Here is a 24,947-nt window from a genome sequence, read left to right on the forward strand (position 1 = left end):
CCCCTTTCCAAAACACACAGGTGGTGTAGCAAAAGGCATCACACATTGTGTGATGCCTTTACCTATTTCTACTATATGATAAGCTTGTACGAATTATGTTTGCAACTTTTTATACTTTTAAGAAGCGACGAATTGACATTACACTTCCCCACATACCGATTAAAGCACCGATTAACACTAGTAAACCAGCTAATTGGAATACGAATGGACTGTATGGTAGAAGCTCGAAAATTGTTCCGCCAAGTTTTTCATTAAACACACCTTGCAACGAATTATACGTAATTAGAATTAGGCCAATTGGAATAATTGATCCTAATACTCCTAAGAATAATCCCTCTAGCAAGAATGGCCAACGAATAAACCAGTTTGTTGCACCAACAAGTTTCATAATTTCAATTTCTGTACTACGAGCATAAATTGTAATTTTAATTGTATTAGAGATTAAGAACATCGCTGTGAATAAAAGACCAGCAATTAACGCAATCCCAATGTTACGACCAGTTTTTACAGTATCAAATAATCGTTCAACTTGCCCTTTTCCGTACTGAACATTACTAACAAACTGCATTTTTTCAACCTTCTTCGCGATTGTCGCTGTATCGGTTGGTTCTTTCGCTTTTACAACGAATACGTTTTTAAGTGGGTTATCTTGTTCAAATAACTCAAACGTTTTTCCACTATCACCTAAGCTTTTAATTAAACGTTTTAACTCTTCTTCTTTAGAAGAATATTTAATAGAATCTACTTTTGCAATCTTACTCATATCTTCTTCTAATTTCTTTTGATCCGCTTCTTTTGCAGCTGGATCAATGTGTACACGAATCTCTACATCTTGCTCTACTTTCGTCGCAAAATGGTTCATATTCATAATCGCTGTTAAAAAGACACCTACAAGTAATAATGTAACTGTTACTGCACTAACAGAAGCAAATGTCATCCATCCGTTACGTGATAGATTCTTTACACCTTCTCGCAAATGTCGACTAAGGGTCTTAGCCTTCATATCCGTATCCTCCCTCAATCTCATCTCGAACAATTTTTCCGCCTTCAATCGCGATTACACGATGACGGATTGTATTTACGATATCTGCATTATGCGTCGCCATAACAATCGTTGTGCCGCGCTCATTAATGCGAGTAAAAATATTCATAATATCAAGAGCTGTTTCAATATCTAAGTTACCTGTTGGCTCATCGGCAATTACAACCTTTGGTCTATTTACAATTGCTCTTGCAATAGCCACACGTTGTTGCTCCCCGCCCGAAAGCTCACTTGGAAGTGCGTCTGCACGATCTTCAAGGCCTACAAGACCTAGAACTTCTGTTACACGCTCACGAATTGCATCCGGTTCTTCTTCAATTACTTCTAAAGCAAACGAAACATTCTCATATACCGTTAATTTAGGTAGCAATTTGAAATCTTGGAAAATCACGCCTAATTGACGACGGAAATACGGAACATCTCTTTCTGCCAATGTTTCGATAGTAAGTCCATTTACATTAATAGATCCTGTAGATGGTTTCTCTTCACGATACATCATTTTAATAAATGTAGATTTTCCGGCTCCACTCGGTCCAACTACGTATACGAATTCACCTTGTTTAATGTTAACTGTAAGACCAGCAATGGCTTTCATACCATTCGGGTACTCCTTATAAACATTCGTCATTTTTATCATTATTTATCACCCAATACTTAATGATTTTTTTCGAAATACTTTTCTGTACATCTGAAAACAAAAGACATCCTTCATTTTCATTTAGTCATCCTTGTTGAAGATAGTTTACTTATGCTTTCTCATAAGCAATACCACTCTATGTAATATATTTCAGCAAAATTCTACAAACCCCATTGTAACATCAAACGGTTTCCAATTTGGATACATTTTTGTTACAGTTATGTTACATACCAGAAAAAAGGAAAACGAGTTGACTATATTATCAACTCGTCCATTTCACCTTTTTTATTTATGTTCAGCTAACCATTCAGACACTTTTTTCGCATCTTCACCTTGAATAAGTCCTGGTGACATTGAACCGCGGCCTTTTTTAATAATCTCTTCGATATCTGCAGCGTCGTACTTACCGCCTACTTTTCTTAAATCAGGTCCAGTTGCCCCTGATAAATCTGTTGCGTGACATCCCGCACAACTTCTTTGGAAAATTTGTTCTGCGCTGTCTGTGCTTGCAGACTGTTTCGAAGACTTACTCTCTTCTTTATTTCCGCATGCTCCTAAAGCAAAAACAACCGATGTCCCTAGCGCAATAGCCAACAATTTCTTTTTCACTTCTATCGCTCCCCATTGTTGATATTCTTTTTATTCCTAACACACTCATTTTCATTATAAGCATTATCTTTATATAGAAAAACTAAGGTGTATTTCATATTCCTCAAAAATACAGTGAGAACCTTGATAAAATAATGCTTTCATAAGTTGTTTCAATTCTGTGAACAACTTAAAAAACTCCTATAAAGCATCCTTTTTAAAAGGAAAATTAGAAAGTTCTATATAAATCTTTACCATATTACCGCTCTATTTTACTATTCTCTACTTTTTACAAAACAATATACAGCATTGTAATCTACATATAATCCCATCAAAAAGAGAAGTTGTCGTTTCCAACTTCTCTTCCTCTTTACTTCATCTATAAAAATAAAATCAAATTCTTTATATCCTCTATTGTCCTCAGCATGCGCCAACAATTTCGTTGGCTTTTTTTCGCTTATTAGATGCGAGAACGTAAGTAAGCATCAATAAATGGATCAATCTCTCCATCCATAACAGCTTGTACGTTACCAACCTCCGTATTTGTACGATGGTCTTTTACAAGAGAATACGGGTGGAATACGTAAGAACGGATTTGGCTACCCCATCCGATTTCTTTTTGCTCTCCGCGAATTTCATCTAATTCTGCTTGTTGCTCTTCTAGTTTCTTTTGATATAATTTCGCTTTTAACATTTTCATCGCATGCTCACGGTTTTTAATTTGAGAACGCTCCGACTGACATGTTACAACCGTATTTGTCGGTGTATGTGTAATACGAACTGCTGAATCTGTCGTATTTACGTGCTGTCCACCAGCTCCACTTGCTCGGTACGTATCAATTTTTAAATCTTCTGTACGTACTTCGATTTCAACTTCATCATTGAACTCTGGTACAACTTCACAAGATACGAATGATGTATGACGACGCCCTGAAGAATCGAATGGTGAAATACGTACAAGACGATGTACACCTTTCTCTGCTTTTAAGTAACCGTAAGCGTTATGACCTTTAATTAATAAAGTTACACTCTTAATACCAGCTTCATCACCTGGTAAATAGTCAACCGTTTCTACTTTGAATCCGCGTTTTTCAGCCCAGCGTGTGTACATACGTAATAGCATAGAACCCCAGTCTTGTGACTCAGTTCCACCTGCACCTGGATGTAATTCTAAAATCGCATTATTTTTATCATAAGGATCACTTAATAGTAACTGAAGCTCATACTCATTCATTTCTTGAATTAAGCCTTTTACTTCTGATTCTAATTCCTCATGTAAATCTTCATCATACTCTTCTTTTAAAAGCTCATGCGTGATTTCTAAATTTTCGAACGTCTCATCTAACTGACGGAACTTTCCAACCATATCTTTTAACGCATTCGCTTCATTAATTACAGCTTGTGCGCCTTGTTGGTCATCCCAAAATCCTGCGCCCATCATTTTCTCTTCTAATTCTGCAATTTGTTTCTCCTTAGTAGGGAGGTCAAAGAGACCCCCTAAAAGCCGCTAATCGCTTAGCCATTTTCTCTAATTCCTGTCTAATTTCTACTAATTCCATTTCCTTCACCTCTATGTAATTGCTGTTACTTTCGTATGAAAACAAGGGAAACTCTCTCCACTTATTACGGAGAGAGTTTAATCCTTCTTAATTATACATTTTTGATATAAAAGTTTGCAAAACAGCCAAAGCTATCGTCCTATATTACTGAACGATACCACAGCAGTTTTTATATTTTTTACCACTACCACATTTACATAAATCGTTGCGGCCCACTTGGTCACCTTTTACAACTGGCTTTTTCTTTGCTTCTTCGCCATCGCTAGAAGGATGAACAGCTTCACCTTGAACAACTTCTTGACGTTCTAAGTTTTGTTCAATTTCAGCTTTCATAATGTAACGAGAAATTTCCTCTTCAATAGAAGCAACCATTGACTCGAACATCGCGAACCCTTCCATTTGGTACTCACGAAGTGGATCGATTTGACCGTAAGCACGTAAATGAATACCTTCACGAAGGTGATCCATCGCATCAATATGCTCTGTCCATTTCGTATCTACAACGCGGAATACAACAACCTTCTCAAACTCACGCATTTGCTCTTCTGGCATAAGCTTTTCTTTTTCATTGTATCGCTCAATTAATTTCGCAATAATTGGCTCGCTCATTTCCTCAGGAGCAAGGCGACGTAATTCTTCTTCTTTTACATCTCCGTCTTGAAGAAGGTTTGTATTTAAGTAGTCAACAAGACCTTTAATGTTCCAATCTTCTTCAATTTCCTCTTGTGTATGAAGAGCAACAGCACGTTCTACTGTAGATTTCATCATACCTTCAATAATGCCGCGTAAGTTGTCAGACTCCATTACCTCTTGACGCTGTTTGTAAATAACTTCACGTTGCTGACGAAGTACATCATCATATTGCAGTAACTGCTTACGTGCATCATAGTTATTTCCTTCAACACGTTTTTGTGCAGATTCTACCGCACGAGAAACCATTTTACTTTCAATCGGCTGAGAATCATCCATACCAAGGCGGTCCATCATTGCTTTCATATTATCTGAACCAAATCGGCGCATTAATTCATCTTCCATCGATAAGTAGAACTGCGTAACACCAGGGTCCCCTTGACGACCAGCACGACCACGTAACTGATTATCAATACGACGACTTTCGTGACGCTCTGTACCGATAACTGCTAAACCAACGTTTTTCACATCGTCTCCAAGCTTAATATCTGTACCACGACCTGCCATGTTCGTCGCGATTGTTACAGCACCTTTAATACCAGCCTCTGCAATGATATCTGCTTCACGAGCATGGTTTTTCGCATTTAAGATGTTATGACGTACACCTTTACGCGTTAACATTTTTGAAATAAGCTCTGAAGTTTCAATTGCAACTGTACCTACAAGAACAGGTTGCCCTTTTTTATGACGATTTACAATATCCTCAACAACAGCATTGAACTTACCTTCCATTGATTTAAAGATTAAATCGGCACGATCATCACGAATAATCGGTTTGTTTGTCGGAATTACAATAACGTTCATATTGTAAATGTTACGGAATTCCTCTTCCTCTGTTTTCGCTGTACCAGTCATACCAGATAATTTTTCATACATACGGAAGTAGTTCTGGAATGTAATTGTTGCAAGCGTCATGCTTTCATTTTGAATTTCTACACCTTCTTTTGCTTCAATCGCTTGGTGTAATCCTTCGCTATAACGACGACCTTTCATAAGACGACCAGTGAATTGGTCTACAATTACGATTTCGCCTTCTTGTACAACATAATCTGTATCACGATGCATAACAACGTGTGCACGAAGCCCCTGATTAATATGGTGAAGAAGTGCTACATGTTTTAAATCGAATAAGTTTTCAATATGGAAAGCTTTCTCTGCTTTCGTAATACCATCTTCTGTTAGCATTACATTTTTCGTTTTCACATCAAATGAATAATCTTTTTCATTTTCTAACGTACGAACAAATGCATTTGCAAACATGTATAGCTCTGTTGATTTTTGAGCTTGTCCTGAAATAATAAGCGGCGTACGTGCTTCATCGACTAAAATAGAATCGACTTCATCGATAATAGCAAAGTGAAGTGGACGTTGAACGCACTGCTCTTTATATAAAACCATGTTATCACGTAAGTAATCGAATCCAAGCTCATTATTTGTGCTATACGTAATATCAGCAGCATAAGCCTCTTGTTTCTCTTCGCGTGACATACTATTTAAGTTAATTCCTACCGTTAAGCCAAGGAACTCATGAAGTTGTCCCATTTCGCTCGCATCACGTTGTGCTAAATATTCATTGACTGTAACAACGTGAACACCTTTTCCTGTTAAAGCATTTAAATATACAGGTAATGTAGATGTTAACGTTTTACCTTCACCCGTTTTCATCTCAGAAATATTCCCTTCATGTAAGGCAATACCACCCATTAACTGTACGCCATATGGACGCATTCCAAGAACACGAGTTGCCGCTTCGCGAACAACTGCAAAAGCTTCAGGTAGTAGATCATCTACTGTTTCACCTTTTGTTAGACGTTCTTTAAATTCAAGCGTCTTTCCTTTTAATTGTTCATCAGTTAGTGGCTTAATAGATGACTCTAATGCATCAATTTGCTCAACTGTCTTTTGCATACGTTTAATTTGGCGTTGATTTACATCAAACACCTTTTTTAAAATACCGATCATAGGAAATACGCTCCTCTTTTTATTAAAATAAAACTTCCGATTGTTTTTCTTTTTCTCTATTACAATCAGTCGTTATAAAAATCAAATGTATGTTATGCCAATTTTTCTCCTAATTAAAAAAACTAAAATGTATATACCTAATGATAATTGTAACACTTGTCTTATAACTATGACAACAATCGGCCGATTGTCTCGTTCTAAATTAAGAAAAGTTTTTTAAAAATCTATTTTCAGCAAAAAAAGCGCAGCCTCATTCGGCTGCGCTTTCGAATTATTATTTAGTTTCGATTAAACCGTATTTCCCATCTTTACGGCCATATACAACATTAGTTTCATTTGTATCAGCATTTGTGAAGACGAAGAAATTATGTCCTAGCATATCCATTTGTAGGATTGCCTCTTCAACATCCATCGGTTTTAAATCGAATCGTTTTGTACGTACAAGTTCTAATTCATCTTCTTCTACCTCATCCAGCACAGCTACTGCTTCTGGAAGGATAAAGTTTGTTTTTATAGAACCTTTCTCACGTAACTTACGATTTACTTTTGTTTTATGTTTACGAATTTGTCGCTCAATTTTATCAACTACTAAATCGATAGCAGCGTACATATCGCTATTAGTTTCTTCTGCACGAAGTAATAAATCAGTAAATGGGATTGTTACCTCGACACGTTGCTTGTCAGAGTATACTTTTAAATTAACTTTAATCTCTGGGAATGTATCAAAATAACGCTCTAACTTACTTAGTTTTTTCTCTACATATTCCTTTAATGCTGGAGTTACTTCAATATTTTCACCACGAATGTTGAATTTCATAGATGAATTCCTCCTTTCAAGCCTATGTACTATAATTTCGACATTGGCTTAAAAACTCCTTCTAACTTTTTTAAAAAAATTAGTGGAATTGCGATTTTTTTATCGTTTTTTGTTGAAATGAAAAGATGCATCGTTTCTATCTTTATTTTATCCTATTAACATCGTGAATAACGAATATAACTGTGGACAATTCGTTACAGAAAAGAAACAACTTTTTGACAACTTACCCTATAACAAAAACCCCTTGCGAAAAACAAGAGGTTCTACTACATATATATAACGTTGCCACAAACGCAGCTTTCTCTTCCCAAAACAATATACCCTACAGTTTCACAACATTAGCTGCTTGTGGTCCACGTGCTCCATCTACAATGTCAAACTCTACTTGTTGCCCTTCTTCCAATGACTTATACCCATCTTGTTGAATAGCAGAAAAATGGACAAATACATCGTCACCATCTTCACGCTCAATAAACCCAAATCCCTTTTCTGCATTGAACCATTTCACTCTTCCTTGCATGTTCATTCCATTCCCTTCACTCTAAAAATCAGGGCATTCGCCCCATATTTTGACTATAACGAATGACAACATATGAAGTCAAAGAAGACTTATCGTCTTTTTATTATCCCTTTCGACACTGTCATATTAACTTCTACAAAGTGTCAAACTAGATACTTCCCTTGCCCCTCTTTCATATAACAAACTTCCGATTTGCCTAACTGTAATCCCTGTCGTATACACGTCATCAACGAGTAAAATATGTTGCCCAGAAAACATCTCTTCTCCCTGAAAATAAAAAGGATTGCTTCCTGACACCCTTTCTTTACGTGTCTTCTTACTTTGCTTTTCTGTTTCCCTTCTTCTTAATGATGGATAAGAAATTTTGACAGGCAAACAAGTTGCTAATAACTCAGCTTGATTAAAACCACGTTCAACTTCCCTTTCCTTACTAAGCGGAACAGCGATAACGGTTGAAACATTGGCAAAATACTTTTGAAATAAACTTCGAAAAGGACGATAAAAAATGTGCACTAACTCTGCATCCCCCCGAAACTTAAACTGCGCTACTATTTCTTTCATCTCATCATCATACATATATAACGAACGGTTTTTAAAAGAACGATACTTCTCCTCTTTCATCCACCTTATACAATCTATACAAATACCGTCTTCTTGAAATGAGGCAGGAACAAATTCTAAAGGTCGCCCACACTCCATGCAAATTTCTCCTATAATATAGGAAAGTTTCTGCTCACATCTATCACATATATATTTTCTATGACACTTTACAAAAAAAGTGTACCAACTAACCTTTTCTACAAAACACTCATCACAAAGTAAACAATGCATTAATCGATCAATCCTTGTTCTTTCGCATTTTTATTCATACCTTGAATATGTTTTTTCGCGCGCACCATCGCCTCTGTCTTGCCATAGTGAAAATAAATGACCTCTCCATACGGTGCTTCAAAGCTCCGCCCTGCTCGGCCCGCAATTTGTACGAGCGCACTTTCTGAAAATATTTCTTCTTCCGCCCCTAAAACTGCAACTTGCAAATTTTTCACCGTTACGCCTCGCTCTAAAATTGTCGTTGTAACTAATAATGGGATTTCTCCCTTTCTGAACGCTGCGACTTTCTCTTTTCTCATCGGATCTTCTGCATGTACCCCTTCAACTTTATTATGCAATGATTTCAATAACGAGCTTATTTCTTCTATATATCGTACATGGGGAACGAATAAAAAAACAGGATACTTTTTGTTTAAGTACATCTTTAACCATTGTAGTAAAACTCGAGGAATTCTTTCACGGTTGAGGCTTTTCTTCCAATTTCCGCACCAGCAAAATAGAGGAACTGGCAACGGATGACGGTGATATCGTCCAGAAACAATAACACCTTTTTGTTCACCTTTTCTAAATTTTCGCTTCCACGTTTCATCTGGAGTCGCAGTTAAATAAATACGCGCCGCTTTTTCTTTCATCGCTTGTTTTACCGCGTACTGTAACATTTGATCTGCACAATATGGAAAAGCATCTATCTCATCTACAACTATGACATGAAACGCCCTATAATAACGTAATAATTGATGCGTGGTCGCAACGACTAGTACTGCATCTTTTTCTTTATCTACACTCCCTCCATATAAAGCCACTACCTTTATATATGGAAATACTTCTTGTAATCTCGGTGCTAATTCCAAAACAACATCCGTTCTTGGCGTTGCGATACAAACTCTTTCTCCTTTTTGAAGCGCTTCGTTAATACCGTAAAACAACATCTCTGTTTTCCCAGCCCCGCATACAGCCCAAATAAAAAATGATTCTTTTTGCTTAATAGCCTCTATAACTCCTTGCGCCGCCAAATTCTGGCCAGTAGACAACGTCCCGTTCCACTGTAACAAATTTGAATTCTTTTCTCTCTTTCTTTCAGCAATCCCGCGAACAAGTACAGTACATTCACTTACTCTCCCCATCGTTATACACTTCCGGCAATATGTGCACACTTTACTGCACCTTTTACATAAAAACGACGCAAATAGCCGCCGATCTACATTTCCACAGCGTTGGCACATATATTTAGAATTCTTCTTTTTTACACCTTGTACACATACGATCTCTCCCTTCTTTTTCAAATCGTTTAATTTCCTCTGTAAATCTGAAGAAAGTTCTTCTAATAGCAACTGTTTCCCCGCTACCATCAACAATCACCTCCAGCACTACTATAAACCTTTCTCATCATCTCGTAAAAACTCAAAAAAGCCGATAACCTACTTATAAAATAGTAAGCTATCGACTTTATACACTTGTTTTATTCTTTTATAAATCCTAGAATCGACCGTATCCTAAGAAATGTTTTTTGTTATACGAACTGTTAATATCACCGTACGCAATTCCTTTATCACTAGCATGGATCATTTGGCCATTACCAACGTAAATACCGATGTGAGATGGACCTGCTTTATAAGTACCTTGGAAGAATACTAAGTCTCCCGGTTGTGGGCTACTTACTTTTGAAACAGAATTCCAGTAACCATTAACGTCTTGACGACCTACACCAAAAATGTAAGAAATGAATCCACTACAGTCAAAACCACCGTTTGATGGAGATGCACTTCCCCAAACATATGGCATACCTAAGTATTGCTTTGCCTTACCAATTACGCCCGGAGTCGGATTTGAATCTGGTGTTGGAGCTGGCTTTTTCTCTTCTTGTTTAGGTGCTTCTTTCTTAGGCTCTTCTTTTTTTGGTTCCTCTTTTTTAGGTTCTTCTTTTTGAGCTTGTCCACCATTGTTTGCTGGTGCAGCTTGCTCTGCAGGTGCTTGTGCTGGTTGAGCTTGCGCAGCTTTAGCAGCTTGCTCTGCTTGTTTTTGAGCAGCAGCTTCTTGTGCAGCTTTTGCTTGTGCTTCTTCTTCTGCAATGCGTTGTAATTGCAGTGCTTGTTTCTCAAGCTCTTTCAATTGACCTTCCGTACTTGTCATTGAAGTTACAACTGTATCCATTTTACCGCTTAAATCGTTTACCGCTGTTGCTTTTTTCTCTTTTTCAGCGTCAAGTTCTTTCTTAGCAGTTTCAATTTGAGCTTGTGCTTCTTTTAATTCTTTTTGTTTCTCTTTTACCGTTGCAACATCTTTTTTCACACTAGCTTGGTCTTCTTGTTGTGTTTTCATGATATCTTCATCAGACTCAAGAATTTTAGAAACTGAAGTTAAACGATCAACTAAATCAGCAACGTTTTTAGAGTTTACAAGAACTTCTGTTACAACGTTCGTATTTGGTTGTTCTTGAAGTGCAACTAAACGCTTTCTTAATAGCTCTTCACGTTTTGCAATCTTTGTTTGTAATTCTGCAATATCTTTATTTTTCTTTTCAATTAATTGCTCAGTATCAGAAACTTTTTTCATTGTTTCATCAAGCTTTGCAGCATTCTCTTGAACAGATTTATCTAAACCTTGAATTGTTTTGTTTAAGTCATTCATTTGCTTTTGTAATTCATCACGTTCTTGTTGTTGTTTATGTAAAGTGTCATTTTGTGTATTAATTTGTGATTTCACGTCAGAAATTTTATCTTCTGCAAATACATTTGGTGTTAGCCCAGAAAACATTAACCCTGCAACTAATGCGCAAGATGCCATTTTTAGCTTTTTCATTTTATTTTTTACACCGCTTTCTTTTTTCTTTTTCCGTATATAACCTATAAAATTTATACCATAATTCGGGATTTTTTTTGCTAATGTTACGTTTTTGTAAAACAAATGTAATATTATATGTAGCTCTAGCGCAAAATTCGTATATTTTTGTATGTGTGTGTAGAAATTTACATACTTTTCTTACTTCTATAAACAAAGAAAAAACGTAAGGAATCCCTTACGTTTTATTAAATATACGAATACAAATGAAATGCTACTTCATCCATTTCTCAGCCCAATTTTGGACCTCATCCATAACACTTTCTAACGCTTTCCCCTTGTCAGTTAAGCCATACTCGATTCGAACTGGTACTTCTGGATAGACATTACGAACTACAATGCCCTCGCTTTCCAATTCCTTCAAACGCTCTGACAACATACGATCGCTCATATTTGGGATAATATCTGCGATTTCTCTAAAACGTTTCGACTCTTCAAGCAAAGATTTAATAATTAAGCCAGTCCACTTCTTACTAAGCAGAGTAAAAGCTGACTCAAACTTTGGACATAAACAAGAATTATGCTCCATATGTTTCACCTCTCTTCTATTATAATATAGTTTCTTGTAAAAAGTAAGTTATAAAACTTTCCTCATTATTTTATTTTACGTACATTTTACCATTTCCAAATATTAACTTGTCAACCAAACGTAACATACCCGTAAAAAAACCCTCTTAAAAAGAGAGCTTTTTATATCTTTATTACTTCGTATACCATCCAAGACCTAATGCACCTTCACCTAAGTGCGTACCAATTACAGCTCCAAAATAACCTGTACGAATTGTGACGTGAGGATATTTTGCTTCTAATTCTTTCTTCCATTCATTCGCTTCTTCTTCACGTTGTGCATGAATGATAACTGCTTCCATAGGTACACCTTTACTTGCTTGCTCATCAAAAATTTCAATGATACGTTTTAATGCTTTTTTACGTGTACGAATCTTTTCAAACGGAATAATGATTTTATCTCTAAAATATAAAACTGGCTTCACTTGTAACAGACTGCCGATGAAAGCTTGCGCGCTATTCAATCGACCACCACGTTGTAAATGATGTAAATCATCAACTACAAAATAGGCGTCCATCGTTTTCTTCATTTCATCAAAACGAGCGATAATCTCTTTTGGGTTCTTTCCTTCACTTGCTAACTTTGCACCTTCACGCACATAAAATCCTTGTACTTCACAACTAATTTCAGAGTCATACGTGTATACATCAATACCCTCTACCATCTGTCCAGCTGTCGTTGATGTTTGATATGTACCACTAATTCCACTTGATAGGTGAATACTAATAACTGCATCATAATCTTTAGCTAGTTCTTCATATAGCTCAACAAACTTTCCGATTGCTGGTTGAGAAGTTTTTGGAAGTTCCTCTTGTTCACGTACTTTCACATAAAAATCATCTGCTGAAATTTCAGCTTCTTCTTGATAAGATTCTGTTCCAAACACAACGTTTAATGGAATCATATATATATTGAGTTCATCACGAATTTGCTTCGGTATATATGCCGTACTATCAGTAACAATAGCTATTTTCATTTTCGTACCTGCCTTATAAAAAGTTTTATTTCCTAATTTTACACGAAAACTACAAATGGTGCATCCATACATGAAAATGCCGGTTGAAATTATACCTACCATCTCGACAAATTACAACAAAAAGATAAAATACTCACCAAAAACTTCAGCATATTTAGAAAAAATGTTTGAATATAAAAAGGCTCGCTTTTAAAATGGAAAGTACTAGTCATTTTGATAGATAGGGGCGTACACAAGTGCTATTACAATATTTAACAATCAAAGACTACGGCGAACACGAAATCGTCATTCAAAAATCAAGATTTATTTGTTATATTAGCCGAGCAACGACTGAGGAAGAGGCTCAAGAATTTATACAAAAAATAAAAAAACAACATTGGAATGCAACACATAATTGTTCCGCTTATTTAATTGGCGAACAAGATCATATTCAAAAAGCAAATGATGACGGCGAGCCTAGCGGTACAGCTGGCGTACCAATGCTGGAAGTACTTAAAAAACGTGGACTAAAAGATACCGTTGTTGTTGTAACACGCTATTTTGGTGGCATTAAACTTGGTGCAGGTGGATTAATTCGTGCATATGGAAAGTGTACAAGCGAAGGCATTAATCATGTCGGTGTTGTCCAGCGAAAACTAATGCGTGTGATGCAAACCGAGATTGATTACACATTACTTGGCAAAGTGGAAAATGAATTACGCAATTCAAAATATGCCATTAAAGATATTCATTATCTAGAAAATGTCACATTTGATACGTATGTAGAAGAAGACGGCAAACAAGCATTTACAGATTGGATGATTGAATTAACAAACGGGAAATGTACAATTACAGAAGGAGATATGTTGTACTTAGAACAAGATGTTATCTAAGCATAACCCATTTATCACCTTCAAAGATTAATGTAGTGAATTACTTCCCTACAAATGAACTAACGAACTAAGGAGATTATATATGGAAGAACGTTATTATCATCTCCAAAATAGCAGAATAAAAAAGAAGCGAAGAAGGAAACTTTTCTTCTTCCTTATTTTCGCATTTTTATTTGGCAGCATAGGAGTTTATGTGTTAAATTCTTACTCTTCTCTCATGGGGATGTATAGTGGTTTTACTCGTGAAAAATCAGATTTAAGAAACAAAGATGTAGAAATTACAAAAGAACCTTTTACAATTCTCATTATGGGTATAGAAGATTATGCGACAGATGGTCAAAATGGTCGTACAGACTCATTAATGTTTGCAACAGTCAATCCAAAAACGCAAAAGATTTCACTTATGAGTATTCCTCGTGATTCTCGAGTTAAAATTGTTGGCAAAAATAAGGAAGACAAAATTAACGCTGCCCATGCTTACGGCGGAGAAGAAATGGCAATCAAAACTGTCGAAGGCTTTCTAAAAGTTCCTGTAGACCATTATCTGAAAATTGATTTCCAAGGCTTTAAAGGTATCGTTGATGCTGTTGGCGGCGTTACCGTTGACGTACCCTTCGATTTCTGGGAGCGCTCTGACGTGGATTACTACAAAAAGATTCAATTTAAGCAAGGACAGCAAAACTTAAACGGTGAAGAAGCACTTGCTTACGTCCGTATGCGAAAGCAAGATCCAAATGGCGATTATGGTCGAGCTGCTAGACAAAGACAATTACTGGCCGCTGTTGCTCATAAACTAAACTCCACCTCTACTGTATTTAAAATTAAAGATTTAACAGCTGTCGTTGGAAAATATATAAAAACCGACATTCCTATTTCAGACGGACTTGCTCTTTACAATAAACTTTCTGGATTTGATCCTTCTACAATGCAAACGTTAAAGCTTGAAGGCGAAGACAAAAAGATAGGCGGTATTTATTACTTCCTTCCAGATCCAATCAGTGTAGAAACGGTGCGTAACGAAATTGAAAAAGAATTAGGAGAAAAAGCAAAAAATCCAACTACAAAAAACAACTCAAATCCTGATTCAAGTTCTAACTCTAACGAACAAACAAAAAAAGAGACAAACCAAAATAAAACACCAACTGATCCGCCACCTTCTACAAATGCTCATGCAGAGTGGATTATGCGCAATCAGCCGTAAAAAAAAAGGCCCAATCTATCCGATTGGGCCCTTTTTTTTACTTATTAAAGTGTTGTAAAATCGCTTCTACAATACGCTCTGATGCACGACCATCACCGTAAGGGTTAGATGCTTTCGCCATCTTATCATGAGCTTCTTTATCTGATAACAACTCATCAGCAAGACCAAAGATTGTCTCTTCGTCTGTTCCTGCTAATTTCAGCGTACCTGCTTCAATACCTTCAGGGCGCTCTGTTGTATCACGAAGAACAAGAACTGGTACCCCAAGTGATGGAGCTTCTTCTTGTACACCACCAGAATCCGTTAACATTAAGTATGAACGAGCTGCAACATTGTGGAAATCAATTACATCTAGCGGCTCAATTAAATGAATACGGTTATGTTCACCTAAAATTTCATTTGCTATTTCACGAACAACAGGGTTCATATGAACAGGGTACACAACTTGTACATCTTCATGCTTATCAACAAGACGCTTAATTGCACGGAACATATTACGCATCGGTTCACCTAAGTTTTCACGACGGTGAGCTGTCATAAGTACAAGACGATCATTCCCAAGTTTCTCTAGTACAGGATGACTATATGTTTCTTTTACAGTCGTTTGTAGCGCGTCAATCGCTGTATTTCCTGTAATGAAAATACGTGACTCATCTTTATTTTCCTTCTGTAAGTTCGTTGCTGATTTTGCTGTTGGTGAGAAATGAAGATCCGCCATTACACCTGTTAATTGACGATTCATCTCTTCTGGGTATGGAGAATACTTATCCCACGTACGAAGGCCCGCCTCAACATGACCTACTGGAATTTGATTATAAAAAGCAGCTAAGCTTGCAATAAATGTTGTTGTTGTATCACCATGTACAAGTACAATATCCGGCTTCGCTTCTTTCATTACTTTATCCAAACCTTCTAAACCACGCGTTGTAACATCAATTAAAGTTTGGCGGTCTTTCATGATATTTAAATCGAAATCTGGCGTAATTCCAAAGATACTTAATACTTGATCTAACATTTGGCGATGCTGTGCTGTTACAGTCACAATCGATTCAATTTTTTCTGGGTGTTTTTGCAACTCTAATACAAGAGGTGCCATTTTAATTGCTTCTGGACGTGTCCCGAAAATTGTCATTACTTTTAAACGTTCAGTCATGTGATTGCCTCTTTTCTTTCACTATTTACAGCTTCTATTATGACATATAAAAATATGCATGAGTACATCCCTTTTTAACGCATAATAGAAACATGTCTATTACAAATACTTTTTCTTCCCACCGAGTAATAATCTATCTTTTGTTTCTTAACATCTTCATCAGTATAACAATTTCTCCCATCAAATAAAATAGGCTCCCTCATAAGTTGTACGTACTTTTCTAACGGATAAGTTTGAATATCTTCCCATTCTGTTACGATAAAAACCGCACTCGTATCTCTAATCGATTCATCTATACATCTACTATATTGTATAGCATCTCCAAATATATTTTTTACATATTGAATTGCTTTTGGGTCGTAAAGAACAATTTCTGCACCTATATTAAGTAATGCTTCTATTATAATAAGAGATGATGCCTCTCTAATATCATCCGTATTCGGTTTAAAGGATGCGCCAAGAACTGCAATCCGCTTTTTACTCATGTTCATAACTTTTTTCGCTTTTTCAATCAATAGCAGCTGTTGCTTATTATTTACTTCAATAACCGCTTTTAACAAACGAAAATCATGAGCAACATTTCCCGCAATTTGCACCAACGCTTTCGTATCTTTCGGAAAACACGACCCTCCGTAGCCAATGCCCGCATTTAAAAAAGATGCACCAATTCTCTTATCCATTCCCATCCCTTTGGCAACATCCAATACATTCGCGCCTACCTTCTCACATATATTTGAAATTTCATTAATGAAACTAATCTTTGTAGCTAAAAAGGCATTCGACGCGTATTTAATCATCTCTGCACTTTTAATATCTGTAACATACGTTTCTAAACATAATTCACTATACAAACTCTCTACTCTTCTTGCTACTTCCTCACTATCCGCTCCAATTACAATACGATCTCCATGAAAGAAATCATAAATACCTGAACCTTCACGCAAAAACTCTGGATTCGATACGATATGTACTGTATGCCTCCCTTTTAACTTCTCCTCAATCCATCCCTTCATTACATCATTTGTACCTACTGGAACTGTACTTTTCGTAACAACAATAATATCGTTCGTCGCATATAATCCAATATCGTTACAAGCACTCTGAATATACGTTAAATCTGCCGTCCCATCTAATAAAGGTGGTGTTCCAACTGCAATAAATATAAACTCTACATCATCAAATGCCTCTTCTTTATTTGATGTAAAAGTTAAAGCATTATTCTCATATGCATAATTTATTAATTCATGTAATCTAACCTCATAAATAGGTAAATCCCCTTGTTTTATCCGTTCAATTTTTTCATCATCTATATCAAAACATGTAACTGAATGCCCTAATTTTGCCAATCCTACTCCTGTAATCAATCCAACATATCCAGTACCTACTATCGTAATTTTCATTTCCTTTTCGCACAGGAATTTACAATAGAAAAGATATGAAATATAGAACTCTCCCTGCGCTTCCCCCTCTCATATTAAAAATGAGAAAACCCTTTTCCTTTTTCATTATATGAATTACTTCTCTTATTTTTTTTAAAGTTTTTGTAAAATTAAATGCACTATAAAGTAAAACTTAATCAGTAAGAATGAGGCTGCCAGTTTACGCGTAATAAATTCCCACATTTTAACACGAGACTTACTCATTTCTACGTGCAACACTTATAATACTGAAATAAAAGTATTCACTATCGAAGAAAAAGAGAAAATGTCACATTCCGAAGTCCAGTACGATTAACCTTCTTATATGATTCAACATTCTATATACAATTGTCATATATTTTATTCGCTTCCATTAACCGTAAAAAGAAAAAAAGATTGAATTCTAATCTTTTTGTGATACCATATGTTATGAGCCTGTAAACAAACATCATAATTTTCAGATAAATATATTTTCAAAAAAAAAAAAAATTACGTTAGACTATAAAGGGTGGGGTATTAATGGACTCACAAGTGATTTATGCCATTTTGGCATCTTTCATCACTGTACTTGTCGTTACTCCTTTAGTTATTAAATTAGCTTTTAAAATAGGAGCGACAGATAAGCCAAACGCACGTAAAGTGCACCAAAAGATTATGCCACGTCTTGGCGGGTTAGCAATATTTATTGGTGTAGCTGTAGGATTTGTTGTCGGTGGCTTATATGAGCAAAGAATGTTATCGATAACGCTAGGTGCAATTATCATTGTAATCATCGGAATTTTAGATGATATGTACGAGTTATCTGCGAGAGTAAAATTCGGTGGACAACTGTTAGTTGCCATTATGATTGTAAAAAGTGGATTATTAGTGCAAGTATTATATATCCCATTCATTGGGGATACTGAACTTGGATGGCTTGCTTATCCAATTACAGTATTTTGGCTTGTAGGTATTACGAATGCAATCAACTTAATTGACGGCTTAGATGGATTATCTGCTGGGATTTCATCTATCGTACTTGCAACGCTAGCATATATGGCCTTCACTAGCCCATGGGGTACTGGAACAGCTATTATCTTGCCACTTGCATTAATTATATTAGCAAGTACAATTGGATTTTTATTCTACAACTTCCATCCAGCAAAAATTTTCATGGGAGATACAGGAGCACTATTTTTAGGATACTGTATTTCTGTTATATCGTTACTTGGATTATACAAAAGTGTAACGTTATTCAGTTTTATCGTTCCAATTATCATTTTAGGTGTACCTATATTTGATACGATATTTGCAATCATCCGTCGTATCGTAAATAAAAAACCTATTTCAGCACCAGATAAATCGCATTTACATCACCGCTTACTTGCAATGGGATTCTCTCATCGCAAAACGGTACTAATTATATACGCATTCGGTATTTTCTTTAGTGTAAATGCCATTATTTTTACTACTGCAACGTTATGGTTATCCATTATTCTTCTTTTCGCTTTGATTTTCTTCACAGAAATCATCGCTGAAATAATCGGGCTTGTACATGAACGCTACAAACCAATCATTTCCTTTTATAAAAAAGTGAAAAAACGCGAAGACTAATTGTAGTATAGCCTTTTCAATTATGAAATATTCAAATAGCATCCTCTTTCTTATAAGAGGATGCTATTTTTTATTCTCATTTTATATTTCCAAAATATAGATTGTTTGAGAGTTCCTCTATTGGAGAAAGATATACATAATAAGAAAAGTATCAAGTTTTCTTTTTTACATCTTGATTGTCAAACTGAGGGTGAATGTTATGATCAAGCGAGTATTTCAATGTATTATTTTATTTTTAACGATTACTATGTACGTATCATCTAATACTGAAGCAACAACTATTATTCCTGCTGAATATCATCCAAATACTGGAACAACTTCTCCTACACAAAAAATTGCGTACTTAACATTTGATGACGGACCAAACAAATATACTACACAAATTTTAAACATCTTAAAAGAAAAGAACGGAAAAGCAACTTTCTTTGTTATTGGTGGAAAAGTACCACATTATAAAAAGACAATGCAACGATTAATTAAAGACGGACATTATATCGGACTTCACAGTATGTCACATGATGTAAAACGCCTTTACACTGGTGACCCTTCCACTTTAATTGCAGAAATGGAGCAAACACAAAGCATTGTCCAGCAAGTTACGAAATTAAATACACATCTCGTTCGCGTTCCATATGGTAGTATGCCTTACTTAAAAAAGAATTACCGTGACGCACTTGTATCGGCCCAGTATAAAATGTGGGATTGGACGATCGATACATACGACTGGAAAAGCTATGACAACCCTTCTGCCATACTCGAAAGAGTACGTAATCAAAGTGATGAACAAGTCGAAGTCATTTTAATGCATGATTCGAGTGTAACCGTACAAATACTTCCAAAAGTAATTGATTATTTACAGTCACAAGGATACAAACTTCTTCCCTATAATCCTTCTTCTCATCTCAAGGTAAATTTTTGGAAAGACACAAGATTGTAACAGCTTTAGTGCCTATGTGCTAAAGCTGTTTTATTTTTCTCTTCCCACCCTTCCCATTTTTGTGTAAAATTTTAAATAGTGATGAAGTTTCGAGGTGAATAGAAATGAAACGAATAGATCTCATTTTTAACGCAATACAAAAAGGCAATTATACAGAAGGTGTAACCGCATCAGAACTCGCTACATTTCTGCAACTAGATCGTGCCAATGTAAGTAGCGATTTAAACAAACTTGTAAAAGATAAACGTTTATTAAAAACAAATACGCGACCTGTTCGTTTTTACATAGAAACGAACACTTCGTTGGAAACGCATTCAAAAGACATAACTTCATTGGATACATTTGCAATTGAAAATACGAGCCTTAAAATTGCAATTGAAAAAGCGAAAGCTTCTATTCTCTATCCTCCAAACGGTATGCATACTTTACTACTGGGAGAAACAGGGGTCGGAAAGTCTATGTTTGCTTCTTTAATGCACGAATATGCAATTGAAGTTGAACAGCTTCCCAAAGATGCACCATTTATCGTCTTTAACTGTGCTGATTATGCAAATAATCCACAGTTACTACTCGGGCAATTATTTGGGATTAAAAAAGGAGCTTATACAGGAGCAAGTGATCAAAAAGGGTTAATTGAAAAAGCACATGAAGGAATTCTTTTCTTAGATGAAGTACATCGCCTGCCTCCAGAGGGACAAGAAATGCTTTTCACCTTTATTGACCGCGGAGTATACCGCCGCCTTGGAGAAACAGAGAACGAACGTAAAGCACAAGTATTAATCATTACTGCAACAACAGAAGAACCAAATTCATTTTTATTAAAAACATTTACAAGACGTATACCGATGACTGTTACGCTGCCACCACTTCGTGAGCGTACACATAAAGAGCGCTTTGCTTTACTACAGCTATTTTTCACAAATGAAGCAATTCGTCTGCGAAAAGACATTCACGTTAGCCCAAATGCAATGCGTGCTTTCGTCTTTTACAATTGTCCCAATAACATCGGTCAATTAAAAACAGATGTTCAAATTGCATGTGCGAAAGCCTATTCTGATTTGGTCACAAAGAAACGTGATTCTGTCTATGTTTCAAGTACAGATTTACCTTGGTATATGAAAGAAGGGTTGTTCATTGAAAGAAAGAGCCGTCACTTATACCAAATACCAAATGAAACATTTGTATTTACAGGTGAGGAAGGTTGGAGTAATCATAAAACAGAAGATGAAAAACGCTCTTCTATTTACGATTATATTGATTATAAATACGAAGAACTTCAAGCACGTGGTATTGAAGAGGAAGAATTAGAATTACTAATAGAAAATGATGTTCAAAGCTTTTTCGTACAATATTTTAACCAAATATCCAAAAAAACAAGCCATGAAAATGTTTTTAAAATTGTGGATCGTAATATCGTTTCCGTATGTGAAAAAATAGCGGAACTTGCTGAAAAGCATTTATCTAAGACGTTTGATGAAAAAGTATTTCTTGCTTTAAGTTTACATGTACAGACAACTCTACAACGTTTACAAAGCGGAAAACAAATACATCACCCACAATTAAATCAAATTCGTACGAAATATAAAGAAGCTTTTTCCGTAGCTATGCAATGCATTCAACTACTGGAGGAAGAATTACAAATAACAATGCCTATTGATGAAGCTGGCTTTTTAACAATGTTCTTCGTTGTTGATCCAATTCCTGCCTCACAAACAGAAGTAAAAGTATTAATATTAGCACACGGTAATGGCATCGCAACTGAAATGGCAAACGTTGCAAACGAACTTCTCGGTATTGAGGAAGTAACCGGTATTGATATGCCGTTACACGAATCACCGAAAGATTTCTTGGAACGTGTGAAAGTGTATATGAAAACACTACAAAATGTAAATGGGCTTCTCTTACTTGTCGATATGGGGTCACTTGCTTATATCGGTGACATATTAGAAACGGAGTTCAAAATCCCTGTACGTGTTCTCTCGATGACGAGCACACCACATGCACTAGAAGCAGCTCGAAAAGCTCAGCTCGGTTATTCATTAGATGCGCTGTATGAAACAGTAAAAAATTTAACACCGTTTTACTTAAACGTACAAGAAGAAAAGAAAAAACCTCTCTCTCCAATGAAATCTGTTATTTTAACAGCTTGTTTAACTGGTGAAGGAAGTGCTTTAGCTATTCAAAAAATGTTAGAGAACTATTTACGATTTGATAAAGACTTAATTGAAATTATTCCGATTAGTATCGTCCATGAAAAAGATTTAACGAAAATGATCGAGAACATAAAAAAAGAGCGTAATATCATTTGTATCGTCACGAATTTCGATGTGCAAGTGCCGTGCTTAACATATCATTTCCAAGACATCGTAAACTACACAGCGATTCAGCCCATTCAAGAATTAATTACGTATGAAGAAACATATGCAAAAATGGCGGATATTCTTGAACAACAAATGCAGCGTAACGATGGGGCATTACTTATTAAAACAATTCGTTACGCATTAAATACAATTCAAGAATTAATTTCCTTACAGCTAACTCCTGATAGCTTAATGGGGGTTATTCTGCATATGAGCTGTATGGTTGACCGTCTTCAAAAAGGAGAAAGCCTTCTTCCTCACCCTGATAAAGAGAAAAGAAGACAAGATGAATACTGGATGTATATGAAAGTAAAAAAAGCATTGCAACCGATTGAAAATACATTTGAAATACAAATACCTGATGACGAAGTATTTTACGTTATGGACTTCTTTATTAAAAATCAGCCTGTTAAAAATTAATTGAGGCCGTTTTTAAAAATATCGACCGTAACGTGAGTTATATCGGCGATTTTCAAAACATATCGATTTACCGACAATAATCGCTAAAACTAGCACCTTATATAATGAGAAAAGGCTGTTCCAACATATGGACAGCCTTTTCCTCTACTTCTTTACTTTTCTAACTCGCCCTCTTATTTCTCCTCTTTTTTGTGATTTCGTATGAACATTAACATATACATTTGCTTGAATAATTTCTTGAAGTAAATGTACAAATGATTTCCCTTGTAAAGGTCCCTCAAAATCCTCTACATTCACTACACCAGTAATACTTCCCTCGTTCAAACTAATCCCTTGCTCCAGTGGACCATACAAATATAAAACAACAGGACCAATTTGAGTAGACTTCCCTAAATGAATTTGACACGATGTAACCTTTTCTATATTTTTTAGTATTACTCTGTAATGCAATTTCGTTAAATCATCACTAAAAATAAACTCTGCTACCCCAAAAGCTTCTGTATTTACAGGAGGCACTTCCCTCTTACCTGTTAACCTGGCAAAGAAATGTGTTGTCATAAGGCATTCTCCTTATATAAATTTCCCAGCACTACTTCTACTACTTTATGGTTTAGACATAATCATTTATGACTTTTTCAATTTTAATTACAAAGAAAAGATTCACAAAATCTTTACATTAAAATCGTTCCTGTAGATTGAAAGTCTCTTGTATAATGCACATAGAAAAACATTATAGGAGGTTATTTTGAAAAAAAACAAACACATCTTTCACACATTATTAGAGATTTTTCTCGTCTCATTTAAATTAGGACTTACTTCATTCGGCGGTCCTGTCGCTCATCTCGGCTATTTTCACCACGAATACGTGCAAAAAAGAAAATGGATGGATGAACGAAGCTATGGAGATTTAGTAGCGCTATGTCAATTCCTTCCTGGTCCTGCCAGCAGTCAAGTCGGTATGGGGGTTGGATTATTAAGAGGCGGACTATTAGGAGCTATTATTTCATGGATTGGATTCACTTTACCGTCTGTACTTGTTTTGGTTTTCTTCGCCTCATTCCTTAATCAGTTCGATCTTGGAAGTGCTGGCTGGATTCATGGACTAAAACTTGTAGCAGTAGCTATTGTCGCTCATGCCATATGGGGAATGGCGCGAAAGTTAACTCCAGATCGCAACCGTGCGACGATTGCGATTGTAACTGCCGCAATTGCCTTATTATGGCCAAGTAGTTGGACACAAGTCATCCTTATTATAATATGTGGCTTTATCGGCTGGTTTTTATATCGCAACCAACCAATTAGCCAATCACAAAATATAAAAGTACCTATTTCAAAAAAGATAGCAGTTTCTTGTCTCGTCTTATTCTTTGGACTATTACTGCTGCTACCGATATTAAGACCGTTTTCTTATTACATCGCTTTATTTGATAGTTTCTATCGTTCTGGCGCACTTGTATTTGGAGGAGGACACGTCGTGCTGCCCCTTCTTGAAGGTGAGTTCGTACAAAACGGAATGATGACGAAAGAACAGTTCCTAGCTGGATACGGATTAACACAAGCAGTACCAGGACCACTATTTACATTCGCCTCTTATATAGGAGCAGTATTAAACGGGACGCTTGGGGCAACACTCGCAACAATTGCGATTTTCCTCCCTGCTTTCTTACTCGTTATTGGTGTTTTACCATTTTGGAACAGTGTGAGAAAAATATCATTCATACAAGGCGCACTACTTGGTGTTAACGCCGCAGTTGTTGGTATTTTAATTGCCGCTTTTTACGATCCTATTTGGACGAGTACAGTTATAAATGCTTCAGATTTCGTTTTCGCTTCGCTTCTTTTTTGCTTACTAGCTTTTTGGAAAACACCACCTTGGGTTATCGTTATACTGGGAGCCTTTGGCGGATATATTCTGTCCATTTTATAAATAAAAAACGACGGCATGATGTAGCCGTCGTTTTTTCT

At 36.0% G+C, this 24,947-nt stretch carries 21 protein-coding genes; 6 read left to right on the plus strand and 15 right to left on the minus strand.

From position 1 onward, the window contains the following. Positions 1–109: 109 nt before the first annotated feature. The 12 genes from ftsX to C3Y97_RS26145 all read right to left on the minus strand — a co-directional run bounded on the left by ftsX (position 110) and on the right by C3Y97_RS26145 (position 13,028). Positions 110–1,003 carry a permease-like cell division protein FtsX gene (gene ftsX / locus C3Y97_RS26085; RefSeq protein WP_000645027.1) on the minus strand — a complete coding sequence of 298 codons (894 nt, stop codon included), beginning with the start codon at positions 1,001–1,003 and terminating at the stop codon, positions 110–112. After that, positions 993–1,679, minus strand: coding sequence for a cell division ATP-binding protein FtsE (gene ftsE / locus C3Y97_RS26090; protein ID WP_000594321.1), 687 nt, complete (start codon positions 1,677–1,679; stop codon positions 993–995). Before ftsE ends, ftsX begins: the two co-directional genes overlap by 11 nt. Before the next feature lie 285 nt (positions 1,680–1,964). Further along, a complete protein-coding gene (gene cccB / locus C3Y97_RS26100; RefSeq protein WP_000727971.1) occupies positions 1,965–2,288 on the minus strand; it encodes a cytochrome c551 in 324 nt (107 codons plus the stop codon). Between the two features lie 439 nt (positions 2,289–2,727). After that, positions 2,728–3,826 (minus strand): peptide chain release factor 2 gene (gene prfB, locus C3Y97_RS26105; RefSeq protein ID WP_096001716.1). Its coding sequence is split into 2 segments (ribosomal slippage): positions 2,728–3,753 and positions 3,755–3,826, totalling 1,098 coding nucleotides; the frame shifts between segments, so codons are not numbered across the junction. Positions 3,827–3,970: 144 nt separating this feature from the next. Further along, on the minus strand, positions 3,971–6,478 hold the full coding sequence (gene secA / locus C3Y97_RS26110; protein WP_000579385.1) for a preprotein translocase subunit SecA: 2,508 nt from the start codon (positions 6,476–6,478) through the stop codon (positions 3,971–3,973). A gap of 274 nt (positions 6,479–6,752) precedes the next feature. Further along, complete coding sequence (gene hpf, locus C3Y97_RS26115; RefSeq protein ID WP_000671185.1) at positions 6,753–7,295, minus strand: ribosome hibernation-promoting factor, HPF/YfiA family; 543 nt, start codon at positions 7,293–7,295, stop codon at positions 6,753–6,755. Positions 7,296–7,617: 322 nt separating this feature from the next. Then, positions 7,618–7,815 (minus strand): cold shock protein CspC, encoded by a 198-nt coding sequence (gene cspC, locus C3Y97_RS26120; RefSeq protein ID WP_001990088.1) that lies wholly within the window; start codon positions 7,813–7,815, stop codon positions 7,618–7,620. 126 nt (positions 7,816–7,941) lie between these two features. Next, a complete protein-coding gene (locus C3Y97_RS26125; protein WP_086404136.1) occupies positions 7,942–8,646 on the minus strand; it encodes a ComFC family protein in 705 nt (234 codons plus the stop codon). Continuing rightward, a complete protein-coding gene (gene comFA, locus C3Y97_RS26130) occupies positions 8,646–9,995 on the minus strand; it encodes an ATP-dependent helicase ComFA (protein ID WP_000225362.1) in 1,350 nt (449 codons plus the stop codon). Before comFA ends, C3Y97_RS26125 begins: the two co-directional genes overlap by 1 nt. A 127-nt stretch (positions 9,996–10,122) precedes the next feature. Further along, positions 10,123–11,550 carry a C40 family peptidase gene (locus tag C3Y97_RS26135; RefSeq protein WP_000499474.1) on the minus strand — a complete coding sequence of 476 codons (1,428 nt, stop codon included), beginning with the start codon at positions 11,548–11,550 and terminating at the stop codon, positions 10,123–10,125. A 148-nt stretch (positions 11,551–11,698) separates the two neighbouring features. Beyond that, on the minus strand, positions 11,699–12,013 hold the full coding sequence (locus C3Y97_RS26140; protein ID WP_000400857.1) for a winged helix-turn-helix transcriptional regulator: 315 nt from the start codon (positions 12,011–12,013) through the stop codon (positions 11,699–11,701). 172 nt (positions 12,014–12,185) lie between these two features. Continuing rightward, positions 12,186–13,028, minus strand: coding sequence for a DegV family protein (locus C3Y97_RS26145; RefSeq protein ID WP_000684725.1), 843 nt, complete (start codon positions 13,026–13,028; stop codon positions 12,186–12,188). 236 nt (positions 13,029–13,264) lie between these two features. On the opposite strand from C3Y97_RS26145, the gene C3Y97_RS26150 reads away from it, so the two are divergent. Together C3Y97_RS26150 and C3Y97_RS26155 are read left to right on the plus strand one after the other, a co-directional pair. Further along, entirely contained in the window at positions 13,265–13,900 is a 636-nt protein-coding gene (locus C3Y97_RS26150; RefSeq protein ID WP_000926669.1) for a YigZ family protein, read from the plus strand. An 82-nt stretch (positions 13,901–13,982) separates the two neighbouring features. Next, positions 13,983–15,101 (plus strand): LCP family protein, encoded by a 1,119-nt coding sequence (locus tag C3Y97_RS26155; RefSeq protein WP_000392799.1) that lies wholly within the window; start codon positions 13,983–13,985, stop codon positions 15,099–15,101. A 37-nt stretch (positions 15,102–15,138) separates the two neighbouring features. Here C3Y97_RS26155 and wecB read toward each other — a convergent pair whose 3' ends face one another. Next, positions 15,139–16,254 carry a non-hydrolyzing UDP-N-acetylglucosamine 2-epimerase gene (wecB, locus tag C3Y97_RS26160; protein ID WP_000140145.1) on the minus strand — a complete coding sequence of 372 codons (1,116 nt, stop codon included), beginning with the start codon at positions 16,252–16,254 and terminating at the stop codon, positions 15,139–15,141. A gap of 74 nt (positions 16,255–16,328) precedes the next feature. Next, positions 16,329–17,654, minus strand: coding sequence for a UDP-glucose dehydrogenase family protein (locus tag C3Y97_RS26165; RefSeq protein ID WP_086402103.1), 1,326 nt, complete (start codon positions 17,652–17,654; stop codon positions 16,329–16,331). A gap of 537 nt (positions 17,655–18,191) precedes the next feature. Here C3Y97_RS26165 and C3Y97_RS26170 point away from each other — a divergent pair. The 3 genes from C3Y97_RS26170 (at position 18,192) to C3Y97_RS26180 (ending at position 22,982) form a co-directional block, all read left to right on the plus strand. Further along, a complete protein-coding gene (locus C3Y97_RS26170) occupies positions 18,192–19,265 on the plus strand; it encodes a UDP-N-acetylglucosamine--undecaprenyl-phosphate N-acetylglucosaminephosphotransferase TagO (protein ID WP_000378318.1) in 1,074 nt (357 codons plus the stop codon). A 199-nt stretch (positions 19,266–19,464) separates the two neighbouring features. Next, complete coding sequence (locus C3Y97_RS26175; protein WP_000597148.1) at positions 19,465–20,202, plus strand: polysaccharide deacetylase family protein; 738 nt, start codon at positions 19,465–19,467, stop codon at positions 20,200–20,202. Between the two features lie 104 nt (positions 20,203–20,306). Then, positions 20,307–22,982 (plus strand): sigma-54-dependent transcriptional regulator, encoded by a 2,676-nt coding sequence (locus C3Y97_RS26180; protein WP_000820967.1) that lies wholly within the window; start codon positions 20,307–20,309, stop codon positions 22,980–22,982. Between the two features lie 144 nt (positions 22,983–23,126). Here the strand turns inward: C3Y97_RS26180 and exsM are convergent, their stop codons facing one another. Continuing rightward, complete coding sequence (gene exsM, locus C3Y97_RS26185; RefSeq protein ID WP_000207046.1) at positions 23,127–23,540, minus strand: exosporium regulatory protein ExsM; 414 nt, start codon at positions 23,538–23,540, stop codon at positions 23,127–23,129. 187 nt (positions 23,541–23,727) lie between these two features. On the opposite strand from exsM, the gene C3Y97_RS26190 reads away from it, so the two are divergent. Continuing rightward, positions 23,728–24,909, plus strand: coding sequence for a chromate transporter (locus C3Y97_RS26190; RefSeq protein ID WP_000739648.1), 1,182 nt, complete (start codon positions 23,728–23,730; stop codon positions 24,907–24,909). The last annotated feature ends 38 nt before the right edge of the window (positions 24,910–24,947 follow it).

It is taken from the genome of Bacillus sp. DU-106, from assembly GCF_004799705.1.
GTDB lineage: Bacteria > Bacillota > Bacilli > Bacillales > Bacillaceae_G > Bacillus_A > Bacillus_A cereus.